Here is a 21,602-nt window from a genome sequence, read left to right as displayed (position 1 = left end):
CGATATCAGGCGGGTCTTGGGGCAAACATAATGATGGCCATGCCGATCAGGGCCACCCCGGCCCCCACCAGATCCCACAGCGTGGGTTTGATGCCATCCACGGCCCAGAGCCAGAGGATGGCCACGAAGATATAGACGCCGCCATAGGCCGCATAGACGCGCCCGGCGGCGGTCGGGTGCAGGGAGAGCAGCCAGGCAAACAGGGCCAGGCTCAGGGCCGCGGGCAGCAGCAGCCAGATGCTCTTGCCCTGGGTCAGCCAGAGATACGGGAGATAACAGCCCACAATCTCGGCAACCGCGGTCACCAGAAACAGGGCCAGGGTCTTGAGTTCAACCATGATTACTCGGGATCCTTGCAGGCAGAATGGACTTCTTTCGGCAAATCATACTGTTATATCCGGCCACTGCAATCGGCTTTCGAGGTGCACGTTCAGGGCGCGGGAGGCTGATGGCGGAGCGCGAACAGGATCGGGGGGATCATCCGCTTGGCACTGCGTGCGATGGGCAACGGATGTGCAAGGCACGGCAGATATAGGGTGGAGAACAGACAGGGCACGGGCCGCGTTGTGCTTAAGAACAATCAGACCCGCCGAAGCGGGCCTGATGACAGGCTTAGCGGGTCTTGACCGCCTGCAGCAGCACCGAGACGTCTGCACCTAAGCTGCGGGCTCGGATGGCCTCCTGAATATCCTGCTCGCTGTAGCGGCTGGCCGGGTAGACCAGCACGCAGGCTGTGTCCCCCGGTTGCAGGAAGTGAGTCTCGCCAAACGGGGTATAGCGGGTGGCACCAATGCTGATGAGGGCATGGCTCGGGCGCCCCGCCTGGGCCAGCAGCCCCTGGATGTGCTCGGCCGGACCCTCGTCCTGCTGATGGTTGAACTTGTCGATGGCCCAGTCCAGCAGCTGGCCGTGGAAGTAGCTGTAATCCACCGCCGCGCTGTCGACGCCATAAGGGTGCAGCTCGCCGCCGCGCTCCAGATAGCAGGCGATGCGGTAATCGTCGAGCTCGCAGCCCTTGGCAAAGTGAGAGAGCGGCAACAGGTTCCCGGCCAGCCCCTTGCTCTCTGGGCCCCAGTTTTTCTTCTCGCTGATCTTCTTGGCGTTGGGGCGACGGATGGAGCAGTCGTTATAGGCGCCAAAGGCGCGCGGGTGGATGGCCACCACTTGATCTCCTGCGTAGATGAGCTCGCACCAGAGCGCCACTTCCGGCTCTATCTGCACCTTCTCATCGCCGCTCACCGCCGCCTCTGGCAGGAAGATGGCGTTGCCGCTCAAGGGGAAGACCCCGAGCTGGCCCGGGTGGGAGGGCACATAGAAGGGGAACAGCGCCTTGGGGGCTATATTGTCGGTGACCTGCACGGCCACGAAGTCCGCCGCCTCCCCCGCCTGCTCCAGATGACCGGCGAAGTTGCCCGCCACCCCCAATCCGATAAAGTTGCTCAACTGCGTGATCTGCATCTGTGACTCCACACTCGTCGGCCCCGGGCCGCTGTCGTTGTTCATGAGCGGTGCTACCGCCAAAGAGGGAGCTTATTAGAGCACAGCCCCGCCATGGCGCCCAGTCGGTGGCAGCCAAGCTGTGCGCCAGCCCCAGTTTTGCCGGGCCGGGCGCTCATAAAGGCGACAATTAGCACCAGGCTGTGATCCAGGTGCTTGGGTAAGATCCGCACTTTTGCTAGGCTGCGCTATTGATTTGCCGAATTGAGCACGAGCGCACTGCCATGAGCACACATTTTGAGGGTCGCTTCGAGGTGGAATTCAAGTATCGCCTGACCGATCGCGCCGCCTTCCAGCGCGCCCTCGCCGCCCTCACCCCGGAGGTGATGCTGGAGCATAACCAGGAGCGGGACTGCTACTTCGACACGCCCGAGCGAACCCTGGCGCGGGAAGGCAAGAGCCTGGTGATCCGCACCATGATGCCCTCCGGCATTCGCCTCTGGATCCTCAAGGGGCCCGAGCCGGATCGCTGCGAGGCGGTCAATATCAGCGACGCGGACAAGGCCATCAGCATGCTGCACACCCTTGGCTATGAAGAGGTGCTGCATCTGGAAAAACGCCGCAGCATCTATTTTGTCGGCCCCTTCCACCTCACCCTGGATCACCTGACTGGCATAGGCGATTTCGCCGAGCTGGCCATCATGACAGACGACGAAGCCGCCTTGCCCGCTTATCGTCAGCAGTTGCTGGCGCTGGCCGCCCGGCTCGGTCTGCAGGATGGACAATTGGAGACCCGCTCCTATCGCACCCTGTGCGAGCAGCATGACTCACTTAAAAGGCAGGATTTAACATGATAGACAAGCTGGCATGGCTCACTTTTCAGGACAAACAACTGCTGTGTGCGCGCTCCCACGGCAAGGATATCTACTATATCCCGGGCGGCAAGCGGGAGCCGGGTGAGAGTGACGAGGCGGCCCTTGTCCGGGAAATCGACGAGGAGCTCGCGGTCAGCCTGACTCCCGATACCCTGCGCTTTGCCTGCGAGTTCAGCGCTCAGGCCGACGGCAAGCCGGAAGGTGTAAATGTGCGGCTGCGCTGCTACACAGGGGAGGCTGACGGCCCCCCCACCGCCTCGGCGGAGATCGCCGAGCTGCGCTGGCTGGACAGCCGCCATCTGGATCAGATCTCCCCCGTCTCGCGCCTGCTGTTTCAGTGGTTGGTCGAACAAGGTCTGATCCGTTAAACACAGGACTGGGATGAGATCTCGCCTGTCCCTCCCGCCTGCTGTTTCACTGGTTGGTCGAACGAGGCCTGATCCGCTAAGCGCAGGACAGGGATGGGATCTCGCCTGCTGTTTCAGTGGTTGGCCGAACAAGGTCTGATCCGCTAGGCGAGAACTTAATTCTTAGCGATTGATTTTATTGGTAATGATAAAGAAGCGATAAGGAGTTTGAATGGAGATCCTTGAGGTCGATAGCACCAGAGGCATCAAACCGGCGCTGATCACCCTGCTGCAAGACAGCGTGGCCAGCGGCGCCTCGGTGGGCTTCCTGCCTCCCCTGCAAGAAGAGCAGGGACTGGAATACTGGCAAGGCATCGAGGCCGATCTGGCGGACGGTGTGCGCAAGCTCTGGGTCGCCTTCGATCAGCACCATCTGGTCGGCGCCCTGCAGCTCTCCCTCAGCACCAAGGCCAACGGCGGCCATCGGGCCGAGGTGGAAAAACTCATGGTGCACAGCGAGGCCCGTGGCAAGGGGGTGGGCCGCGCCCTGATGCTCGCCATGGAGCAAGGGGCTCGCGACGCCCAGCGCACCCTGCTGGTGCTGGACTCCCGGGTGGGGGATGTGGCCTCCAACCTCTACCGCCAGCTCGGCTATGTGGAGGCGGGGCAGATCCCGGCTTTCGCCAAGAGCGCCGACGGCACCCTGGCGGCGACCCAGTTCTTCTACAAGCAGCTCTGAGCCGGGCGCTCCTGCCGTCCGGTCAAAACAACAAGGCCAGCCGCGAGGCTGGCCTTGTTTATTGGGGCATAAGTTGCTGAGATGACACTTCTTCGCAACGAAACCCCTACCGGACAAGGAGTCCATATGATATTGGAAGTCGCCCCATTGCAGGTCATCCCGGGCCAGAACACCGCCTTCGAGCAGGCCTTCGCCAAGGCCCAGCGCATCATCAGCGCCATGCCGGGCTACGCAGGGCATCAGTTGCAACGCTCATTGATCGATCCTCACCGCTATCTGCTGCTGGTCAACTGGCAACGGATCGAGGATCACACCCAGGGCTTTCGGGGCTCCCCCCAATACCAGCAGTGGAAGGCGCTGCTGCACCACTTCTACGACCCCTTCCCCACGGTCGAGCATTTCCAGGCCGTGACCCTGGGCGAGACTGCCAAGAAAGTCTAACGCTGATCAGCCCAACATAGCGCGGGCTGATCATCTTCCTCAGGCCAGTCGCTCGGCCCTATGCTCGACGATCGGCTCAGCGAACGCCGATTGCGCATCGATGAGCTGCAGCTCGTAGGCATCCGCCTGCCAGGTGCGCAGCAGCACGGCGTCTACCGCCGCATTGGTGCGCTCGAAGGCGGCCACCGCCTCGAAGCCCGCCTGCAGGTTCGCCAGCATCAGGGCACTGATGAGATCCCCCACCCCCACCGGCTGGCGGGCAAACTCGTAGAGCGGGCGGGAGACCAGATAATCCCCCTCCTGGGTGGCCAGCAGCATCTCGAAACGACCAGTTTGGCTTGCGGCGCGGCCAAGGTGCTTGACCAGCACCATCTGCACGCCCTTGGCCAATAGCCGGTGCGCCGCGGCACGCGTCTGGGCCAGATCCGCCAGATGAGTGTCACACAGGGTTTCCAGCTCCAGCAGGTTCGGCGCCATGATATCCGCCACCGGCAAGGCCTGCTCGGTCAGGAAACGCGTCACCCCGGGGGCGACTATGCAGCCCTTCTCCGGGTGGCCCATGACGGGGTCACAAAAATAGATGGCCGCCGGGTTGGCCGCCTTGACTGCGGCCACCACCGCCAGGATCTCGTCCCCCTGCTCCGCCGAGCCGAGATAGCCGCTCAGCACGGCGTCGCACTGTCCCAGCACCTCGATATCTCCCAGACCTTTGCACAGGGCGCTGATGTGGCCGGCAGGCATCGCCATCCCCTGCCAGCCCGCCGCGTACTGGGTGTGGTTGGAAAACTGCACCGTGTTGATGGGCCAGACTTCCATGCCGAGACGACGCATGGGGAACACGGCGGCGCTGTTGCCGGCACAGCCAAAGACCACGTGGGACTGGATAGAGAGAATGCGTTTCATGGAGACCACCGCAGAAGAAGCATGAGGAAAGCAGGCAATATATCGGATGAAGAGACGGCGGTTCCAGCGATTCCCGGTACAAACCGGCATTTAACGCCCAAAAACCCGGATACCGCGATGGTGTGACTCGCACACACCCGAGTCCGATCATCTTCTGCCTGGCGACTCGTGTGACTGTCAGCGACAGCTTCGTCGGCTCGATACAGGGGTCAAATATTCTTGTTTGATGGCATATGTGGGCATTTTTAAAGCAATGCTTGTGCATCTCGACGCCAAGACAGCAGCGAGAAACCTGGAGGAAGGGAAAGAGAAACAAGGGCGGCGACTCAGTCAGGAGAGAGTCCGTCAAAGAGAGCATCGCCGCCAAGAGCCGGGTCAGTCCCGGGCAAAGTGATAGACCCAGCCTTCGTCCAGGGGGAAATCGGCGGGGGCCGACACCAAAGGCGGCAACAGGGAGACTGTCCCCTTGGCGGCATATTGCAGCGCCATCAGGGCGCAGAGGGCGGCATCGTAAGGGTCTGTCCCCGCCACGAGATCCGCCGGCAGATGGGCGGCTATCTCGCTTCTGGCCACCGAGGCCTTGCCGGCCACCTTGGCCAGAGCCGGATAGACCTCCAGCACGGCGCGATCGGTCTCTGGCACCCGCGTCGGCACCAGTTGCAAATCCGCCAACCGCGGCAGCATGGAGAGCGCCAGGGTGGCGTTGTTGCCGAGCCTGTCGAAGGTAGCGGACAGCGGCTTCTTGCCATACTGGCGATAGAGCCAGCGCTCGCAGTCCCGATAGGCGTACGGGTTGTCTATCTCCCGCTGGGGCACGGCGCACTCGGCTCCCCTCCCCCCTAGCAGCTCGGCCAGCGCCCTTGGAAAGGCGAGCGGCGCGTCTATGCCAAGGGCCAACTGTGGGCAGGCCAGCACCTGCATCAAGCTAATCTCGTCTTGCAGAGCCGGGCGCAGCAAGGCGTCCAAGTCCGGAGCCACCCGGGAGCTCAGCCGAAACAGAGGGGAAACCCCCAGCCAATGCAGCCGCTGCTCACGGGCTTGCCAGCCCACCACGGCCACCGCCTGGGCATTGCCCTGCCAGCCTCTCACATCCCAACCGATGCCAATGGCATCCATATGGCTCGTCGTCATCTCACATCACTTCTCTGCACCATGGATGCAGCACAGGGTAATGCCTGGCCTCGTCAATGCAAGGCCGGAGCGCCCTCTTAGAAGGATTTCTTGAAGTTGATGAGGGGCAAGATGGAGAAGACGCCGTTCTCGGCGTAGTTGGCAAGGCCGATCTGCAAGCCATCCAGGTGCTTGGTGGCATTGATGAAACCGAGCTGGAAGGTGGTGCGCTCGGCATAGTTGACGAAGCCGAGGTTGGCCAGGGCGTTGCCCTTGGCGATGTTGACCGCCCCCCAGTTGAGGCCCTTCACGTTGTTGGTCAGGTTGACGAAGCCGAGGTTCACCCCGGTGTCCTGCCCTTCGTGCCAGTTGACGGCGTTGATGGCGACCCCGCCAAACTGATGACGCACCCGGGCTGCGCCAAAGAAGATGCCGAGCTGCAAGCCGGTGAACTGATCCACGTCGGAGAGGGCGAACACCGGCAAGTCTATGCCCTTGACCTGACCGGTGCGGCCATACAGGAAGGAGGCGCGGGCCCCTTCGACCTGGTGAGAGGCCGGCAGATTGACGCCGAGTAGCGAAACCTGGACCGGGGTGCTGGCGTGGGCCGCGCCGGCCAGCGCGCTGCAACCGAGCAGCAGGGCAAGAGACTTCATTGGGGGTTCCTTCAGGATCTGAGCGGGCCACCAGCGTACCAGTGCCCATCCCGCAGCACGAGGCCGGGCCGGTCCCCCTGCGTCACCTCCCGTCTGGCTCCCTCCCTCTGCCCTCTTCACCATCATAAAAATCCAAACAGAAATTAACATTTATGTCATTTACACCAAACCCCTTTGGTTGCAGAATGGTTAAACGTGCGTTTGAACAGAGCAAACGATACGTAACAGGGATGACAAGCTGTACCCAACAACAGGGCCTGTTGGCTCATAACAACATTGTTCTGCCGAAATGGAGACGCATGATGAATATGGATATCCTCAAGAGCTTTACTGAGCAGATGCAAGGCTTCGCCTCCCCCCTCACCCGCTACAACCAACTACTGGCCAGCAACATCGAACAGCTGACCCGGTTGCAGCTGGCTTCTGCCAACGCCTATGCCGAGCTGGGACTGAACCAGCTGCAGGCGGTGGGCAAGGTGCAGGATGCCCAGAGCCTGGCGGCCCTTGGCACAGTACAGCTGGAAACCGCCAGCCAGATCTCCCGCCAGATGCTGGATGACATCCAAAAACTCAATGCCCTCGGTCTGCAGTTCAAGGAAGAGCTGGATGTCCTGACCGCGGATGGCATCAAAAAGAGCACGGGCAAGGCCTGATAACCCCTGGCTGCCCGCTCGGGCAGCCACATCTCCCCACGACTCGAGACCACGGGCTAGTTCCCGCCACGAGCGTGGGTGAAGGAGAGAACATGAGCCAATCATCGTACGGCCCGCTGTTCGAGGCCCTGTCCCACTATAACGAGAAGCTGCTCGGCATGGCCAAGGCTCAGACCGAGCGCACCGCACAGGCCCTGCTGCAGACCAACCTGGACGATCTCGGCCAGGTACTGGAGCAAGGCAGCCAGCAGCCCTGGCAGCTGATCCAGGCCCAGATGAACTGGTGGCAGGATCAGCTCAAGCTGATGCAGCACACCCTGCTGAAAAGCGCGGGCCAGGCGAGCGAGCCTGTGATCACGCCGGAGCGCAGCGATCGCCGCTTCAAGGCCGAGGCCTGGAGCGAGCAGCCTATCTACGACTACCTCAAGCAATCCTACCTGCTCACCGCCAAGCACTTGCTGGCCTCGGTGGATGCGCTGGAAGGCGTGCCCCAGAAGAGTCGGGAGCGGCTGCGGTTCTTCACTCGCCAATACATCAACGCCATGGCCCCCAGCAACTTCCTGGCCACCAACCCCGAGCTGCTCAAGCTGACCCTGGAATCCGACGGCCAGAATCTGGTACGCGGCCTCGCGCTGCTTGCCGAAGATCTGGAGCGCAGCGCCGATCAGCTCAACATCCGGCTGACCGACGAATCCGCCTTCGAGCTGGGCCGGGATCTGGCGACCACCCCTGGCCGGGTGGTGCATCGCACCGAGCTCTATGAGCTGATCCAGTACAGCCCGACCACGGAGACGGTGGGCAAGACGCCTGTGCTGATCGTGCCCCCCTTCATCAACAAGTACTACATCATGGACATGCGGCCCCAGAACTCCCTGGTGGCCTGGCTGGTCGCCCAGGGCCAGACGGTGTTCATGATCTCCTGGCGCAACCCGGGGGCCGCCCAGGCCCAGATCGATCTCGACGACTATGTGGTGGACGGCGTCATCACCGCCCTGGACGCCGTCGAGGCAGCCACCGGCGAGCGGGAGGTGCACGGCATCGGCTATTGCATCGGTGGCACTGCCCTGTCGTTAGCCATGGGTTGGCTGGCGGCGCGCCGTCAGAAGCAGCGAGTGCGCACCGCCACCCTGTTCACCACCTTGCTGGACTTCTCCCAACCCGGTGAGCTTGGCATCTTCATCCACGAGCCCATCATAGCGGCGCTCGAGGCCCAAAATGAGGCCAAGGGCATCATGGACGGGCGCCAGCTGGCGGTATCCTTCAGCCTGCTGCGGGAAAACAGCCTCTACTGGAACTACTACATCGACAGCTACCTCAAGGGCCAGAGCCCGGTGGCCTTCGATCTGCTGCACTGGAACAGCGACAGTACCAACGTGGCGGGCAAGACCCACAACAGCCTGTTGCGCCGCCTCTATCTGGAGAATCAGTTGGTGAAGGGGGAGCTCAAGATCCGCCAGACCCGCATCGATCTATCCAAGGTGAAGACCCCAGTGCTGCTGGTATCCGCCATTGACGATCACATCGCACTTTGGCAAGGGACCTGGCAGGGCATGAAGCTGTTTGGCGGCGAACAGAACTTCATTCTGGCCGAATCCGGTCACATCGCCGGCATCATCAATCCACCGGCGGCCAACAAGTACGGCTTCTGGCAAAACGCTGGCGAGGCCGAGACTCCGGAGGCCTGGCTCGAGGGGGCGACCCATCAGGCCGGCTCCTGGTGGCCCCAGATGATGGGCTTTATCGGCAGCCGGGATGAGGAGCTGGAACCCGTGCCCGCCCGCGTACCCACTGAGGGGCTCGCGGCAGCTCCCGGCGACTACGTCAAGGTACGGCTCAACCCCATCTTCAGCACGGCTACAGAGGAGGCAACTGCATGAGCACCCTCGCCATCGGTCAGAAGGCCAGCCTGAGCAAGCGCTTCGGCCCGGCAGAGGTGAGCGCCTTTGCCGGCCTGTCGGAGGACTTCAACCCCCTGCACCTGGACCCGGCCTTTGCCGCCACCACGGTATTCGAGCGCCCCATCGTTCACGGCATGTTGCTGGCCAGCCTGTTTTCCGGGCTGCTGGGCCAGCATCTGCCCGGCGAGGGCAGTGTTTACCTCGGCCAAAGCCTCAGCTTCAAGCAACCCGTGTTTGTGGGAGATGAGGTGACAGCCGAGGTGGAGGTGATTGCCCTGCGTGAAGACAAACCCATCGTTACCCTGGCCACCCGCATCTTCACCCAAGGCGGTGCGCTGGCCGTGACCGGGGAAGCCGTGGTGAAATACGGCTAGACCAGACATATATCGTCATAATCCATTCAGCCCGGTCCGCCGGGCTGAATGCTATCCGCCCACGCCGACATTTTTTCTGGCCCAATCCGGCCCTGACCCTTTCCCTGCTGGCCCTAACTGCCTAAAATAGCCGCCCTGCCGTGTCCGGCACTCATTGTTAGCGAGAGGATTTACCATGGAAACGTTTCTGCTCGAGGGTCACCCCTTCGTCGCCCTGTGCGATCTCATCAAGCATCAGGGGTGGGCCGATTGCGGTGGCGCGGCCAAGGCGCTGGTCGCCGACGGTCTGGTCGAGGTGAATGGCCAGGTCGAGACCCGCAAGCGTTGCAAGATAGTGGCCGGTCAGGTGGTCAACTTCAACGGCATGAAGGTGGTGGTCAAAGAAGGGATCAGCCCCGAGATCGAGTGAGTATCACCGTCTTGTTGGCAGGAGAGCCCGGCCATGGGTCGAGCCCTCTGCAGAATGTGAGTCTCTCAGCTGGCCTTGATCGACAGGGTCAGCACGAAGCGCGCCATCGCCTCATCGCCGTTCAATGACGGACAGGTGGCCACCACCTGGATGGGGCGGTTGATCCGCTGCCCGGTCGCCAGCGACTCGTCGATCATGGCATCAATCGCCTCCCCCGCCTCGCAATCGAAGCGCACGTCCGCCTCGGGCCGCTTCAAGAACTCCCCCTGCACATCCTTGAAGGCGAAATGCACCTTCTTGCGCCTTGTGCGCCCCTTCTCCATCACCAACAGGCCCCCCACCAGATCGGCACCGGTCGCCAGGGCGCCAAAATACATGCTGCCCAGATGATTGCGGGTGCGCCAGCCGAGCGGAATGCGGATGCGCAAGGCTTTGGCATCCATCCGCTCGATGACGGGGGCACAAAAACCGATGACGGGAATGTAGCGCCAGGCGAAGAGGCGCAGGGCGAGGTTGGCTTTGAAGCGTTGCAAGTCCATGTGCAAACTGATCCGATGAGTGGGTGTGAATGAAATGTTGCCAGCATCACACCCCATAGGCAAGCCCCCTTTTCCCGCGCTGTGAGCCCTCAGGCACCTTTCTCCGTCAGCAGCAGGGATACCTGCTCCAGCACATAGTCGATGAAGAGACGCGCCGCGTAAGAGAGTCCCTTGCGACTCGGATAAACCAGCCAGATGTTGTCCATGGTGGTCTCGTACTCCGGCAGCAAGTCGATGATGGCGCCACTCTCCACCTGGGGCCGCATGGTGATCTCCGGCAACACGGCGATGCCATCCCCCTGGGAGACGGCGTGGCGAATGTAGTAAGAGCTGTTGGAAATCACCCGGCTGTTGATCAGGATCTCCCCGTGATTGAAGATCAGCTTGTTGTCGAGCTGACCGTCCGGCAGGCGTGTCACCAGCACGTTGTGCCCATGCAGATCCTCGAGGGAGGCCGGTCTGCCGTGGCGCTCCACATACTCCCGGCTGGCGTAGAGTTTGCGCGTGAAGGGCAATATGGTGCGGGCGACGAAGCTGTTGTCGATGACATCCCCGATATGGATGCTGGCATCCAGCCCATAGTTCAGAATGTCCCGATAACCGACGCTACTCAGGTGCAACTCTATGTTTATCTTCGGGTATTTTTTCAAGAACCGCTCGAGGATATCGTGGATGAAGATATCTGAATCATTGAGCAGCCCTATCTTGATGTTGCCGACAGGCTGATGGCTCTGGGTGCGGATCTGCTCGTGGGTCTGATCCAGCTGGCTGATGATGTGCTGTAGGCTGTTGTAGTACTCAAGACCCACAGGAGTCATGGTCAGGCGGCGGGTCGTTCTGGTGAGTAGCTTGGCGTTGAGCTCGGTTTCCAGATCCTTGATCCGGCGGCTCACGTTGGAGCGCGGAATGTTCAGCGCATCGGCCGCGCTGGTAAAGCCCCCCAGCTCCACCACCGACAGAAACAACTTGAGATCGTCTATCTTCACCCTTCCTCCTGCAGCCCATGTTTGCTCACCTTCATCCCTATGGTAACAGGCCAAGCCCCATCAATTGTCCTGGAAATCGAGACAGTGTAGGCAATCACAGGCTGATTATCGGCCATATCAGACCGGATAAAATAGTCCTTTAGTCTCTGAATTATTGGACTTTTAACCTATGAAACACCGGCAATTCCCCCTTTCATCTATTTGTGTCGTCATCCTGGGCACCCTGCTCAGCGGCTGTGGCCAGGATCCCGTTTCGGACAAGGCCGAGGCCCCGCGCCCGGTCAACGTCATCACCCTGCCCGAGCACTCGGCCAGCCAGACCCTGCGCTTTAGCGGCGAAATCCGCTCCCACCAGAGAGCCCAACTCGCCTTTCGGGTGGCCGGTACTGTGGACACCATCCTGGTGAAAGAAGGAGACAAGGTCAGCAAGGGAGAGGTGCTGGCGCGCCTCGACCCTCACGATTTTCGGGTCCAGCGAGGCGAGATAGCCGCCATGCTCAAGGAGGCGAAGGCGGCGAGCCGACTGGCCGAGGTGGAGCTCAAGCGCACCCGCCAGGCGGTCAACGACAAGGCCATGGCCAGCATCAACCTGGACAGGGCCGCCAGCGCCAACGCCCAGGCCAGGGCGCGGGTCCAGACGCTGCAACAATCCCTCGCCAAGGCCGAGGATGCGCTGGGGTACAGCGAGCTGCGCGCCCCCTTCGACGGCGTGATTGGCCAGCGCTTCATCGACGAACACGAACAGACGGCTCCCGGTGTGCCCGTGCTCTCCCTACATCAGCCCAGGATCCTGGAGGCCGTGGTGGACGTGCCGGAGCAGCAGATAGGCCTGCTCAAGACCGGCATGGGGGCGAACCTCAGCTGGTATCGGCAGGATGCAGCCGTCAGGGCGGTCAGCCGCGAGCTGGCGAGCCTGCCGGATCCGCTGAAGCGCACCCATGAGGTGACCTTCCGCCTGCTGGATAGCTCAGCCGAGCTGGTGCCCGGCAAGTCGGTCAGCATCGAACTCTCCCTGCCAGGGAGCGCGCAGCTTCATTGCCTGCCCGCCAGCGCGGTCAAGAGCCAGGGCAGCGAAAACCGGGTCATGACGGTGCGGGCCGGCCAGGTCATCGGCGTGACGGTGGAAGTCGTCAGCCAGCGCCACGACAGCCTGTGCGTCAAGGGCCAGCTCTTCGCCGGGGACAAGGTGGTCACCGCTGGCAGCGCCCTGCTCAAGGAGCGCCAGCCCGTGCGCCTCATCAAGCAGGTGGCCCAGTCATGACACTCTCCACCTTTGCCATCCGTCAGCGCACCTTCGTGGTCTTCTTCTCGGTGCTCTGCACCCTGGTCGGGATCTACTCCTATTTCGATCTCGGCAAACTCGAGGACCCCTCCTTCACGGTGAAGAGCGCCGTCATCGTCACCCTCTACCCGGGCGCCACCGCCCAGGAGGTCGAGGCTCTGGTCACAGATCCCGTCGAGACCAAGCTGCAGGAGATGGGATCCCTGTGGAAGCTGAGATCCCTCTCCCGCCCTGGCAGCTCCATGATTTTCGTCGATTTGCAGGAGAAATATGGCACTGATGTGCTGCCACAGCAGTGGGATCTGCTAAGGCGCAAGGTGCAGGACGTCAAACTCACGCTCCCGCCCCAGGCCCAGATCAGCATAGTGCAGGACGAATTCTCGGAGGTGTACGGCATGCTCTTCGCCGTCCACGGCGACGACATTCCCATGCATCAGCTCAAAGATCAGGCCCGCGAACTGCAGCGCCGCCTCAAGGCGGTGCCCGGGGTGAAGAAGGTGCAGCTGCACGGCGTCAAGGAGCAGGTGGTCAACATCGACGTGTCGAGCGAGCGCCTCGCCAAGAGCCAGATCTCCATGGCCGAGCTCATCGCCCAGCTCAACAGCCAGAACATGCCGGTCGCCGCCGGTGATTACGATGTCGGGATGGAAAACCTGAGGGTGGCCCAGAGCGGGGCTTACCGAAACGTCGAGGACGTGCGCAACCTGATGCTCACCACGGGCGCCGGCGGGCAACGCGGCACCCTGCGCCTCGGCGATGTGGCCGACGTCTATCTCGATTACCAGACCCCGACCCTGACCGAGAGCCGCTTCAATGGCCAGCAGGCCATCACACTCGCGGTGAGCCCGGAGAGCGGCATCAACGTGGTCAGTATCGGCGATGAGCTGAGCGCCGTGCTGCAGCAGTTCGAGTCCGAGCTGCCCCTCGGCGCCTCCGTCGGCACCATCGCCTACCAGCCGGGGGAAGTGACCAAGTCCATCAACAACTTCGTCATCAACCTCATCGAAAGCATCGTCATCGTCGTGGTGGTGCTGCTCATCTTCATGGGCTGGCGCAGCGCCACCATAGTCGGGGTCAGCCTGCTGCTGAACATCCTGTTCACCCTGGTCTACATGAACCTCACCGGGGTCGATCTGCAGCGGGTATCCCTCGGCTCCTTCATCCTGGCCCTCGGCATGTTGGTCGACAACGCCATCGTCATCGTCGATCTGTTCGTCGCCAAGGTGCGCAAGGGGATAGAGCGCAGCGAGGCGGTCAAGCAGGCGATCGCCGAGATGGCCCTGCCCCTGCTCGGTGCCACCGTGGTTGCCTGCCTCGGCGCCACCCCTGTGCTGCTCTCCCAGACCGACTCGGCGGAGTTCTCCATCTCCATCGTGCAGGTGCTGTGCAGCTCATTGCTGCTCTCCTGGGTAGTGGCCATGGTGATCACCCCCCTGATGTGCTGGGCCTTCATCAAGGCGCCAAGCGGAGATGAGGACGCCAAGCCCGAGGGCAAGGCCGCCCGCCTCTATCGCCGCGCCGTGCACTGGACAGTGGACAACCCCAAGCGGGCCATGCTCATCGTCTTGCCCCTGCTGCTGCTGACCGGCCTCGCCGCGCCCCTGCTCTCGGTGAACTTCATGCCGAGCTCGGATCGCAGCATCGTCTTTCTCGACTACTGGCTGCCCAACGGCGGCCGCATCGAGCGCACCTCGGCGGACATGAAACAGATTGAGCAGTGGCTGCTGGCCCAGCCCGAGGTGGCCAGCATCTCCAGCTTCGTCGGCGAGAGCGCACCGCGCTTCTCGGTCACCGTCGAGCCCGAGCCCCAGGATCAGAGCTATGGCCAGATCCTGATCAACGCCCGCGCCTTTGACGAGATCCCCGCCCTGGTGGCCAGGGGCGATGCCTGGCTCGCCAGCCGCTTCCCCTATGCCGAGCCGAGATTCCGTGCCCTCAAGCTCGCCACCAAGGACAAATTCAGCATAGAAGCCCGCTTCGAGGGGCCGGATCCCGCCGTGCTGCACCACCTATCCCAGCAGGCCCAGGCCATCATCAGCGCCAACCCCCACACCAAGTACGTGCGCGATGACTGGCGCCAGCAGAGCAAGCTGGTCACCCCTGTGATCAACCAGACGGCGGCGCGCCTGGCGGGGGTCAGCAACACCGACATCGCCATGGCCATCCACAGCGCCACCGAAGGGCTGCAGATAGGCACCTTGCGCCAGCAGGACGATCTCATCCCCATCAAGCTGCGCAGCGCCAACAGCAGCCTGGAGACCCTGGCCGATCTGCCGGTGCGCTCCGTGCTCGGCCAGCACAGCGTACCCCTCGGCCAGGTGCTGGACGAGATCAAAATCGGCGGTGAGGAGAGCATGATCTGGCGCCGCAACCGGCTGCCGGCCATCACGGTGCAGGCCGATGTGAGCGGCGATACCACGGCCGCCACCGTGCGCAAGCAGCTGGCCCCGGCGCTGGAAGCCATAGCGCTGCCGGCGGGCTACCAGATGCACTGGGGGGGCGAGTATTACGACGAGAAGCGCGCCATCGACGATCTCATGCTGCAGACCCCCAAGGCGGCGGTGATGATGTTCATCGTGCTGATGGCCCTGTTCAACGCCTATCGTCAGCCGCTGATCATCTTCATCACACTGCCGCTGGCCGCCATCGGCATTATCTGGAGCCTGCTGCTCGCGGACAAACCCTTCGGCTTCATGGCCATCGTCGGCATGATCTGCCTCTCCGGCATGATCATCAAAAACGGCATAGTCCTGCTCGATCAGGTCGAGCTGGAGCGGCGCAGCGGCCGATCCTTGGGCGACGCGGTGAAGGAGGCGACCCTCAATCGCACCATGGCCATCTCCATGGCGGCCCTCACCACAGTGCTCGGCATGGTGCCCCTGCTCACCGATCGGCTGTTCGATCAGATGGCCGCCACCATCATAGGAGGCCTGATGGCGGCCTCTGTGCTCTCCCTGTTCGTCATGCCCGCCCTCTACATGATCTTCTTCGCCCGCGAGGGACGAGCGCAGTCGTCCCAGGCCGCCCAACCCAGCCACCAGGAGCCTTCCCATGAATAAGCGTCGCCTCAGTGCCCTCATCGGCCTGCTGTTGCTGGGGGGCTGCAGCCTGGCTCCCGACTACCAGCCGCCGACCCATACGGTGAGCCAGTTCTACCTCAATCAGGCCACCCCGGGCACCCAGCCCGGCGGGGAGAGCCCCCTCGCCTGGTGGCACCAGTTCCAGGATCCCGAGCTCGACGCCCTGGTCTTGGCGGCCCAGCGCCAGAACATCAGCCTCAAGATTGCGAGCCAGCGCATCCAGCAGGCCCAGGCCTATCAGGAGAGCATCGCCTCCTTCAAGGTGCCTACTTTAAGCCTCGGGGGCGGCTACACGGATGCGCGCCTCAGTGAAAATGGCGCCCTCACCGGACCGGCTGTGTCTCCCCTCGCCCTGCCCGGTGCCCTCGGTGGCGGCACGGCGCAGCTGATGGACAGGGATCCCACCGCCGCCTTCGTCGGGGTCAACGCGAGCTGGGAGCTGGACTTGTTCGGTCGCATCGACAGCCTGAGCCAGGCCGCCGCCATCCGCACCGAGCAGGCACAGATAATGCGCAAGGGCTTGATCACCGCCATGACGGCGGACGTGATCAACAACTACCTGCAATACCGCGGCGCCGAGGAGCGCAGCCGGATCGCCGCCGACACGGTGCGATCCCAGCAAGCGACCCTGGCCATGGTCGAATCCCTGCAGCGCAGCGGTTACGGCTCGGATCTCGACCTTGCCAACGCCCGCGCCGCCCTCGCCAGCACCCGGGCCAGCCTGCCATTGCTAGCCACCGCCAGGAGCGTGCACCTGAACCGGATGGCGCTGTTGCTCGGCGAGCCGGTTGCCAAGACCGAGACCCGCTTCAGCCAGCGTCCCCTACCCGCCATGACAGCCCTGATCCCGACCGGCCTGCCCGCCAGCCTGCTGACCCGCAGGCCCGACGTGGCCAGCGCCGAGCGCGCCATCGCCGCCCAGAACCAGGAACTGGGCGCCGCCATCGCCGCCCGCTATCCCAAGGTGTTCCTGACCGGCAGCCCGGGCCTGGTGGCGGGGGATCTCGACGATCTGTTCCGCTCCGGCTCCACATCCTGGATGCTGGGAGCGGGTTTCTCCTGGGACTTGTTCGATGGCGGCCGGGGCGAGGCCAGGGTCAAGGCGCAGCAGGCGGGGCTGGAAGAGGCCGCGCTCAGCTATCAGCACACGGTCAATGCCGCCTTCAACGAGGTGGAAACGGCGCTGATTGCCTACGGCAACAGCCAGCAGTACCGGGATGCGTTGCACCAGGCGAGCCAGCAGGCCGAGCTGGCGCTCGGCAAGGCCAGGAGCCTGTATCGTGCCGGCCTGGTCGATCAGCTGCGGGTACTGGACGCCGAGCGCCAGCAAAACAGCCTGCGGGACGCCGAGGTGGTGGCGCGCCTTGGCACCGCCACCAATGTGGTGTTGCTGCACAAGGCATTAGGAGGCGACTGGCAGGCCCCGCAGCCCACTGAGGGATAACCCTTCTCTGATCCGTACCCAGTGGCCCGTACCGCGTGGTCGGTAACAACGGGCCACAAGGATCTGTTCACGACAGGAGTGGTCCGCAACAAGCACGGTCCACACCGAGCCCCGACATCTTGCCGGGGCTCGTCATTTGGGGCCTCTGCAGGCAGCTAAACCTCCCCAACAAAGACATGACACACTCCCAGCCCAGTGATAAATCAAATGCAAAGTCACTCAGCATTAATTTGATAAATGCTAAAACGCGCCATGTTGACCAAAAGCAGGGCCATCTCGCCCCCTGCCCCACGGTTTTTTCAACGGGTCGACGCCGCGGGTTATGTGAGATGACCACTTTGATCGGATCGACTCTCAGGGCCCATGTCGTCCCTGCCAACGTCGGTCTGTTGCAACAGCTTGTGGCCAATACAGGTGATGCCATAACGCCACCTGAGGAGCGATATCGAGCCGCGCAAGGCACCGATGGAAGAGGCAGGCACTTTCTTCAACGGCGGCTTCCCGCCCCTGCGGCCCAAGCTACTGACCCGCACTAAGCCCTTGCTCTGACAGACTCACCAAACAAAACAGCCGGCATTTGCCGGCTGTTTTTTTTATCTGTGCTGCTTGTTTGCACTGTTTGTCTGCGACCGCGCTCAGGCCCGCTGCTCCTCGAGCCAGGCCCCCTGGCTCTGCATCTCGAACAGCTGGGCGTAATGGCCCCCTTGGGCCATCAGCTCGCCATGGGTGCCCCGCTCATTCACCTGACCGCGGGACAGCAGCAGGATCTCGTCTGCATCCACTATGGTGGAGAGCCGGTGGGCGATGGCGATGGTGGTGCGGCCACGGCGCGCCGCCGCAAGGGCTTGGGAGAGCGCGAGCTCGGTCTGGGAGTCCACGCTCGCGGTCGCCTCGTCCAGGATGAGGATCCGCGGATCCCCCACCAAAGCGCGGGCAAACGAAAGCAGCTGACGCTGACCGGCGGAGAGGTTCTTGCCCCCCTCCTCCATCAGGGTCTCGAGCCCCTGTGGCAGGCTTTTCACAAACCCGGCCAGCTGCACCTCGTCCAGCGCCCGCCACAGCGTCCCCTCGTCGATGCCATCACGGCCGAGCCGCAGGTTCTCCGCCAGGGTGCCAACGAAGATAAAGGGATCCTGCTGCACCAGGCCGATGCAGCGGCGCACCGCCGCGAGCGACAGCGCCGCCAGCGGGTGATCGTCGAAGCGGATGGTGCCACTGCCGATGGGATAGAAGCCCATCAGCAGGCTGATGACGGTGGATTTGCCGCTGCCGGTGTGACCCACCAGCGCCAGCATACGGCCGGGGCGGGTGCTGAAGCTTATGTCTCGCAGCACGGGCTGCTGGCCGTCGTAGGAGAAGCTCACCCCCTCGAAACTCACCCGCCCCTGCAACGCCGGGCTCTCCCCTTGGGTGCTCTCGCGAGACTCGTCCAGCAGGGCGAACACCCGCTCCCCCGCCACCATGGCCTGCTGCAACTGGTTAAGCTGGTTGGTCATCTCGATGAGCGGCTCTATCATCCGCCCCAGATAGCTGATGAAGGCGTAGAGCACCCCCACCTGGATGGCGCCGCTTGTGCTTAAACCCTCGTGGGCAAACAGGGCCAAGAGCCCTATCAGCACCATCATGTAGAACATGTCGATGAGGGGGCGCAGCAAGATACCGTTGATCTTCAAGCTCTTGAGGCGGGCGTGCCAGTGCTGCTGGTTGACGCTGGCAAAGGCGTTGGCGAAGTGGCGCTCCTGCACCATGGCCTGGATCACCGGCATCCCCTGCAGGGACTCGTTGAGCCTACTGTTGATGTCGGAGAGCAGGCTGCGGGTCGCTCGCACCACGGGCACGCTCAGTTTCTGGTAGAGCCACATCACGGCCCCTACCGCAGGCAAGAGGGTGGCGCACACCAGCATCAACCGCAGATCCAGCAGGGCCATGGAGATGAGGATGCCGCACAAGAGCACCACTTTTTGCACCAAGAGCCCAATCACCTGCACATAGAGGTTCATGATGGCCTCGGTGTCGTTGGTGATGCGGGAGATGAGGGCCCCGGATCTGTGCTTGTCAAAGTAGCGGGCCGGCAAGCGGATGGCGGTGGCAAACACCTGCTCACGCAACGTCTGCACCACCGCCTGGGCGATGCGGTTAAAGCGCAGGGACTGCAGGTAAAACCCCACCGCCGAGAGCAGTTGCAGGCCAAGGTAGCCAGCGGCAATGGCAGCGATGGCGGGCCACACCAGCTGGCGCGGCGCCAGATAGTCGTCGATAAACAGCTTGATGAGCAGAGGCCCCGCCACCTCGGCGCCGGTGGCCAGCAGCAGGCAGATGCCCGCCTGAGCCAGCCAGCGGGGGTAGCGGGCGCAATAGGCCAGCAGTCGTTTGATGGTCGGGTTCACAGACTCTCCCCACATTGTGCTTCAGGTGCGGATAACGGGCGCAATAAGGCAACCGGTAGACGTTTAATGGTCGGGTTCACAGATTTGCCTCCAGCGCAGCGCTCCCAGGGAATTGACTCTCTTTGCCCCCTTCTCCCCTGGCGGGAGAAGGGTTAGGGATGAGGGGAAGCACTCGTCTATTCATCAGGCTCACAGATTCTCCTCCACGTCCTGCTCGAGACGCTGATAGCGCACCATGTCCGCATACCAGCCATCCTGGGCCATCAGGGCGCCGTGATGGCCCCGCTCGCCGATGTGGCCATCCTCCAGTACCAGGATCTCGTCCGCCTGCTCCACCGCCGTCATGCGGTGGCTGACCAGGATGAGGGTACGCCTGTGGGCCTTGAGGGCCTGCAGGATCTGCTGCTCGGTGTGGGCATCCACCGCCGAGAGCGCATCGTCCAGCACCAGGATGGGCGCCGCCAGCAACAGGGCGCGGGCGATGGCGAGTCGCTGTTTCTGACCGCCGGAGAGGGTCACCCCCTTCTCCCCCACCTCGGTCTCATATCCCAGGGGGAAGCGGCTGATGTCGTCGTGCACGCAGGCGATGCGCGCCACCTTCTCTATCTCCTCCCGACTGGCGTCCGGCCGGCCGAGGGCAATGTTGGCGGCGATAGTGGTGGAGAACAAAAACGGCTCCTGGGGCACATAGGCGAACTGGCTGCGCAGCTCGCCAAGGGCCAGCCGCGCTATGGGTACGCCGCCCATGGTGATCTCGCCGGCGCTGGGGTTGGCCAGGCGCATCAGCAGCTTGAGCAGGGAGCTCTTGCCCGCCCCGGTGCGGCCCACCACCCCCAGCATGCCACCGGCCGGCAGGGAGAAATCGATCCCCGCCAGCAGGGTACGATCGCCGAGCCGGTACTCCACGTTCTGCATGGTCAGCGGGAAAGGACTCTCGAGGGGATGGGGCTCGGCGGGATCTTCGATGTCGCTGCGCTCGGCCAGCAGGGTCTCGATGCGCGAATAGGCGGCGCTGCCACGCTCTATGATGTTGAACAGCCAGGCGATGGCAAACATGGGCCAGATGAGCTGACCCAGGTACATGGTGAAACTGGTGAGCTCCCCCAGGGTCAGCTTGTCTTGCAACACCAGGGCGCTACCGCCCGCCACCGCCAGGAAATAGGAGCAGCCGATGCACAGGTAGATGACGGGATCGAACTTGGCATCGATGCGCGCCACCGCCATGTTGCACTCACCGGCCTGGCGGGTCAGCTCGGCGAAGCCCTTGTCTTCGAGGGACTCCACCGCATAGGACTTGAGCACCCGCACCCCGGAGAGGGCCTCCTGGGTCTTGTTGTTGAGGCGGGAGAAGGCCCCCTGCGCCGCCTTGAACTCCTTGTAGATCTGGGTACCAAAGCGGTTCATGAAAAACGCCATCACCGGCAGGGGCAGCAGGGAGAGCAGGGTCAGCTGCCAGGAGTACTGGCTGCACATGATGGAGAGCACCAGGATCCCGACGATGAAGGAGTCCACCAGGGTCAGCACCCCTTCCCCGGCGGTCATCTCCACCGCCTGGATATCGTTGGTGGCGTGGGCCATGAGATCGCCGGTGCGGTGGCGCTGGTAGAAATCCGGGCTCATGCGGGTGAAGTGGGTGAAGAGCCGATTGCGCAGCACAAACGCCAGGCGATACGAGGCCCCAAACAGCATGACTCGCCACACATAGCGCAGCAGGTAGATGAGCAGACCAAGGCCGAACAGGCCCGCCAGATAACGCACCAGGGTGCCTTGATCGAGATCCCCCTTGGTGATGCCATCCACCACCCAGCCCACCACCTTGGGCGGGATCACGGTCAAGAGCGCGACCATCATCAGCAATGAGATGGCGATGAGATAACGCCGCCACTGCTCCTTGAAAAACCAGCCAAGCCGCAAAAATACGCTCACATCAGGATCCTTTGTCGCGGCGCACCTTGGCCGCCGTCATGGGAGAGGCTCAATACAATCGCCCCCGAGGTGGGGGCGATGGGAGTCGGTCATCATAGCCTGAAGTGGCCGGCTTG

Annotated in this window: 20 protein-coding genes; 11 read left to right on the top strand and 9 right to left on the bottom strand. The window is 62.9% G+C overall.

Translation table 11 applies throughout. The features are described from left to right. Positions 1–5: 5 nt before the first annotated feature. On the bottom strand, positions 6–338 hold the full coding sequence (locus CUC44_RS16540) for a YnfA family protein (RefSeq protein WP_100860973.1): 333 nt from the start codon (positions 336–338) through the stop codon (positions 6–8). Positions 339–612: 274 nt separating this feature from the next. Beyond that, positions 613–1,458 (bottom strand): DUF5718 family protein, encoded by an 846-nt coding sequence (locus tag CUC44_RS16535; protein ID WP_100860972.1) that lies wholly within the window; start codon positions 1,456–1,458, stop codon positions 613–615. 263 nt (positions 1,459–1,721) lie between these two features. Here CUC44_RS16535 and cyaB point away from each other — a divergent pair, with 263 nt between their 5' ends. The 4 genes from cyaB to CUC44_RS16515 all read left to right on the top strand — a co-directional run bounded on the left by cyaB (position 1,722) and on the right by CUC44_RS16515 (position 3,839). Continuing rightward, positions 1,722–2,291, top strand: a complete 570-nt coding sequence (gene cyaB, locus CUC44_RS16530) for a class IV adenylate cyclase (protein ID WP_100860971.1) — start codon at positions 1,722–1,724, stop codon at positions 2,289–2,291. Next, the gene (locus CUC44_RS16525) at positions 2,288–2,680 is read left to right on the top strand and encodes an NUDIX hydrolase (RefSeq protein ID WP_100860970.1); all 393 of its coding nucleotides are present in this window, start codon (positions 2,288–2,290) and stop codon (positions 2,678–2,680) included. The genes cyaB and CUC44_RS16525 overlap by 4 nt, the downstream gene beginning before the upstream one ends. Before the next feature lie 211 nt (positions 2,681–2,891). Next, positions 2,892–3,398 (top strand): GNAT family N-acetyltransferase, encoded by a 507-nt coding sequence (locus tag CUC44_RS16520; RefSeq protein ID WP_100860969.1) that lies wholly within the window; start codon positions 2,892–2,894, stop codon positions 3,396–3,398. Between the two features lie 126 nt (positions 3,399–3,524). Next, a complete protein-coding gene (locus tag CUC44_RS16515; RefSeq protein ID WP_100860968.1) occupies positions 3,525–3,839 on the top strand; it encodes an antibiotic biosynthesis monooxygenase family protein in 315 nt (104 codons plus the stop codon). 39 nt (positions 3,840–3,878) lie between these two features. Here CUC44_RS16515 and pdxY read toward each other — a convergent pair whose 3' ends face one another. The 3 genes from pdxY to CUC44_RS16500 all read right to left on the bottom strand — a co-directional run bounded on the left by pdxY (position 3,879) and on the right by CUC44_RS16500 (position 6,508). Then, positions 3,879–4,742: a pyridoxal kinase PdxY gene (pdxY, locus tag CUC44_RS16510; protein WP_100860967.1), complete on the bottom strand. Its 864-nt coding sequence runs from the start codon at positions 4,740–4,742 to the stop codon at positions 3,879–3,881. Between the two features lie 375 nt (positions 4,743–5,117). Beyond that, positions 5,118–5,873 (bottom strand): DUF429 domain-containing protein, encoded by a 756-nt coding sequence (locus tag CUC44_RS16505; protein WP_100860966.1) that lies wholly within the window; start codon positions 5,871–5,873, stop codon positions 5,118–5,120. Between the two features lie 77 nt (positions 5,874–5,950). Next, on the bottom strand, positions 5,951–6,508 hold the full coding sequence (locus CUC44_RS16500) for a VC2662 family protein (RefSeq protein ID WP_100860965.1): 558 nt from the start codon (positions 6,506–6,508) through the stop codon (positions 5,951–5,953). Between the two features lie 302 nt (positions 6,509–6,810). Between CUC44_RS16500 and CUC44_RS16495 the strand changes: the two genes are divergently transcribed. The 4 genes from CUC44_RS16495 (at position 6,811) to ybcJ (ending at position 9,842) form a co-directional block, all read left to right on the top strand. Then, a complete protein-coding gene (locus CUC44_RS16495) occupies positions 6,811–7,161 on the top strand; it encodes a phasin family protein (RefSeq protein WP_100860964.1) in 351 nt (116 codons plus the stop codon). A gap of 92 nt (positions 7,162–7,253) precedes the next feature. Continuing rightward, positions 7,254–9,038, top strand: a complete 1,785-nt coding sequence (locus tag CUC44_RS16490; RefSeq protein WP_100860963.1) for a class I poly(R)-hydroxyalkanoic acid synthase — start codon at positions 7,254–7,256, stop codon at positions 9,036–9,038. Next, on the top strand, positions 9,035–9,433 hold the full coding sequence (locus CUC44_RS16485) for a MaoC family dehydratase (protein ID WP_100860962.1): 399 nt from the start codon (positions 9,035–9,037) through the stop codon (positions 9,431–9,433). The genes CUC44_RS16490 and CUC44_RS16485 overlap by 4 nt, the downstream gene beginning before the upstream one ends. Positions 9,434–9,608: 175 nt before the next feature. Continuing rightward, positions 9,609–9,842: a ribosome-associated protein YbcJ gene (gene ybcJ / locus CUC44_RS16480; RefSeq protein WP_100860961.1), complete on the top strand. Its 234-nt coding sequence runs from the start codon at positions 9,609–9,611 to the stop codon at positions 9,840–9,842. A gap of 65 nt (positions 9,843–9,907) precedes the next feature. Here the strand turns inward: ybcJ and CUC44_RS16475 are convergent, their stop codons facing one another. Then, a complete protein-coding gene (locus tag CUC44_RS16475; protein ID WP_050717265.1) occupies positions 9,908–10,381 on the bottom strand; it encodes a DUF4442 domain-containing protein in 474 nt (157 codons plus the stop codon). Positions 10,382–10,470: 89 nt separating this feature from the next. Next, positions 10,471–11,367 carry a LysR substrate-binding domain-containing protein gene (locus CUC44_RS16470; RefSeq protein WP_100860959.1) on the bottom strand — a complete coding sequence of 299 codons (897 nt, stop codon included), beginning with the start codon at positions 11,365–11,367 and terminating at the stop codon, positions 10,471–10,473. Positions 11,368–11,536: 169 nt separating this feature from the next. On the opposite strand from CUC44_RS16470, the gene CUC44_RS16465 reads away from it, so the two are divergent. The 3 genes from CUC44_RS16465 to CUC44_RS16455 are packed head-to-tail and all read left to right on the top strand — an operon-like array spanning position 11,537 to position 17,173. Next, a complete protein-coding gene (locus CUC44_RS16465; RefSeq protein ID WP_100860958.1) occupies positions 11,537–12,628 on the top strand; it encodes an efflux RND transporter periplasmic adaptor subunit in 1,092 nt (363 codons plus the stop codon). After that, complete coding sequence (locus CUC44_RS16460; RefSeq protein WP_100860957.1) at positions 12,625–15,708, top strand: efflux RND transporter permease subunit; 3,084 nt, start codon at positions 12,625–12,627, stop codon at positions 15,706–15,708. Before CUC44_RS16465 ends, CUC44_RS16460 begins: the two co-directional genes overlap by 4 nt. Then, positions 15,701–17,173, top strand: coding sequence for an efflux transporter outer membrane subunit (locus tag CUC44_RS16455; protein ID WP_100860956.1), 1,473 nt, complete (start codon positions 15,701–15,703; stop codon positions 17,171–17,173). Before CUC44_RS16460 ends, CUC44_RS16455 begins: the two co-directional genes overlap by 8 nt. 635 nt (positions 17,174–17,808) lie before the next feature. Here CUC44_RS16455 and CUC44_RS16450 read toward each other — a convergent pair. Next, the gene (locus CUC44_RS16450) at positions 17,809–19,560 is read right to left on the bottom strand and encodes an ABC transporter transmembrane domain-containing protein (RefSeq protein ID WP_100860955.1); all 1,752 of its coding nucleotides are present in this window, start codon (positions 19,558–19,560) and stop codon (positions 17,809–17,811) included. 189 nt (positions 19,561–19,749) lie between these two features. Then, on the bottom strand, positions 19,750–21,486 hold the full coding sequence (locus CUC44_RS16445; RefSeq protein ID WP_100860954.1) for an ABC transporter transmembrane domain-containing protein: 1,737 nt from the start codon (positions 21,484–21,486) through the stop codon (positions 19,750–19,752). Positions 21,487–21,602 lie beyond the last annotated feature (116 nt).

The organism is Aeromonas lusitana (genome assembly GCF_002812985.1).
Lineage (GTDB): Bacteria > Pseudomonadota > Gammaproteobacteria > Enterobacterales > Aeromonadaceae > Aeromonas > Aeromonas lusitana.
Note: the sequence above shows the minus strand (reverse complement) of the source record. Positions and strands in the feature narration are given on the sequence as shown.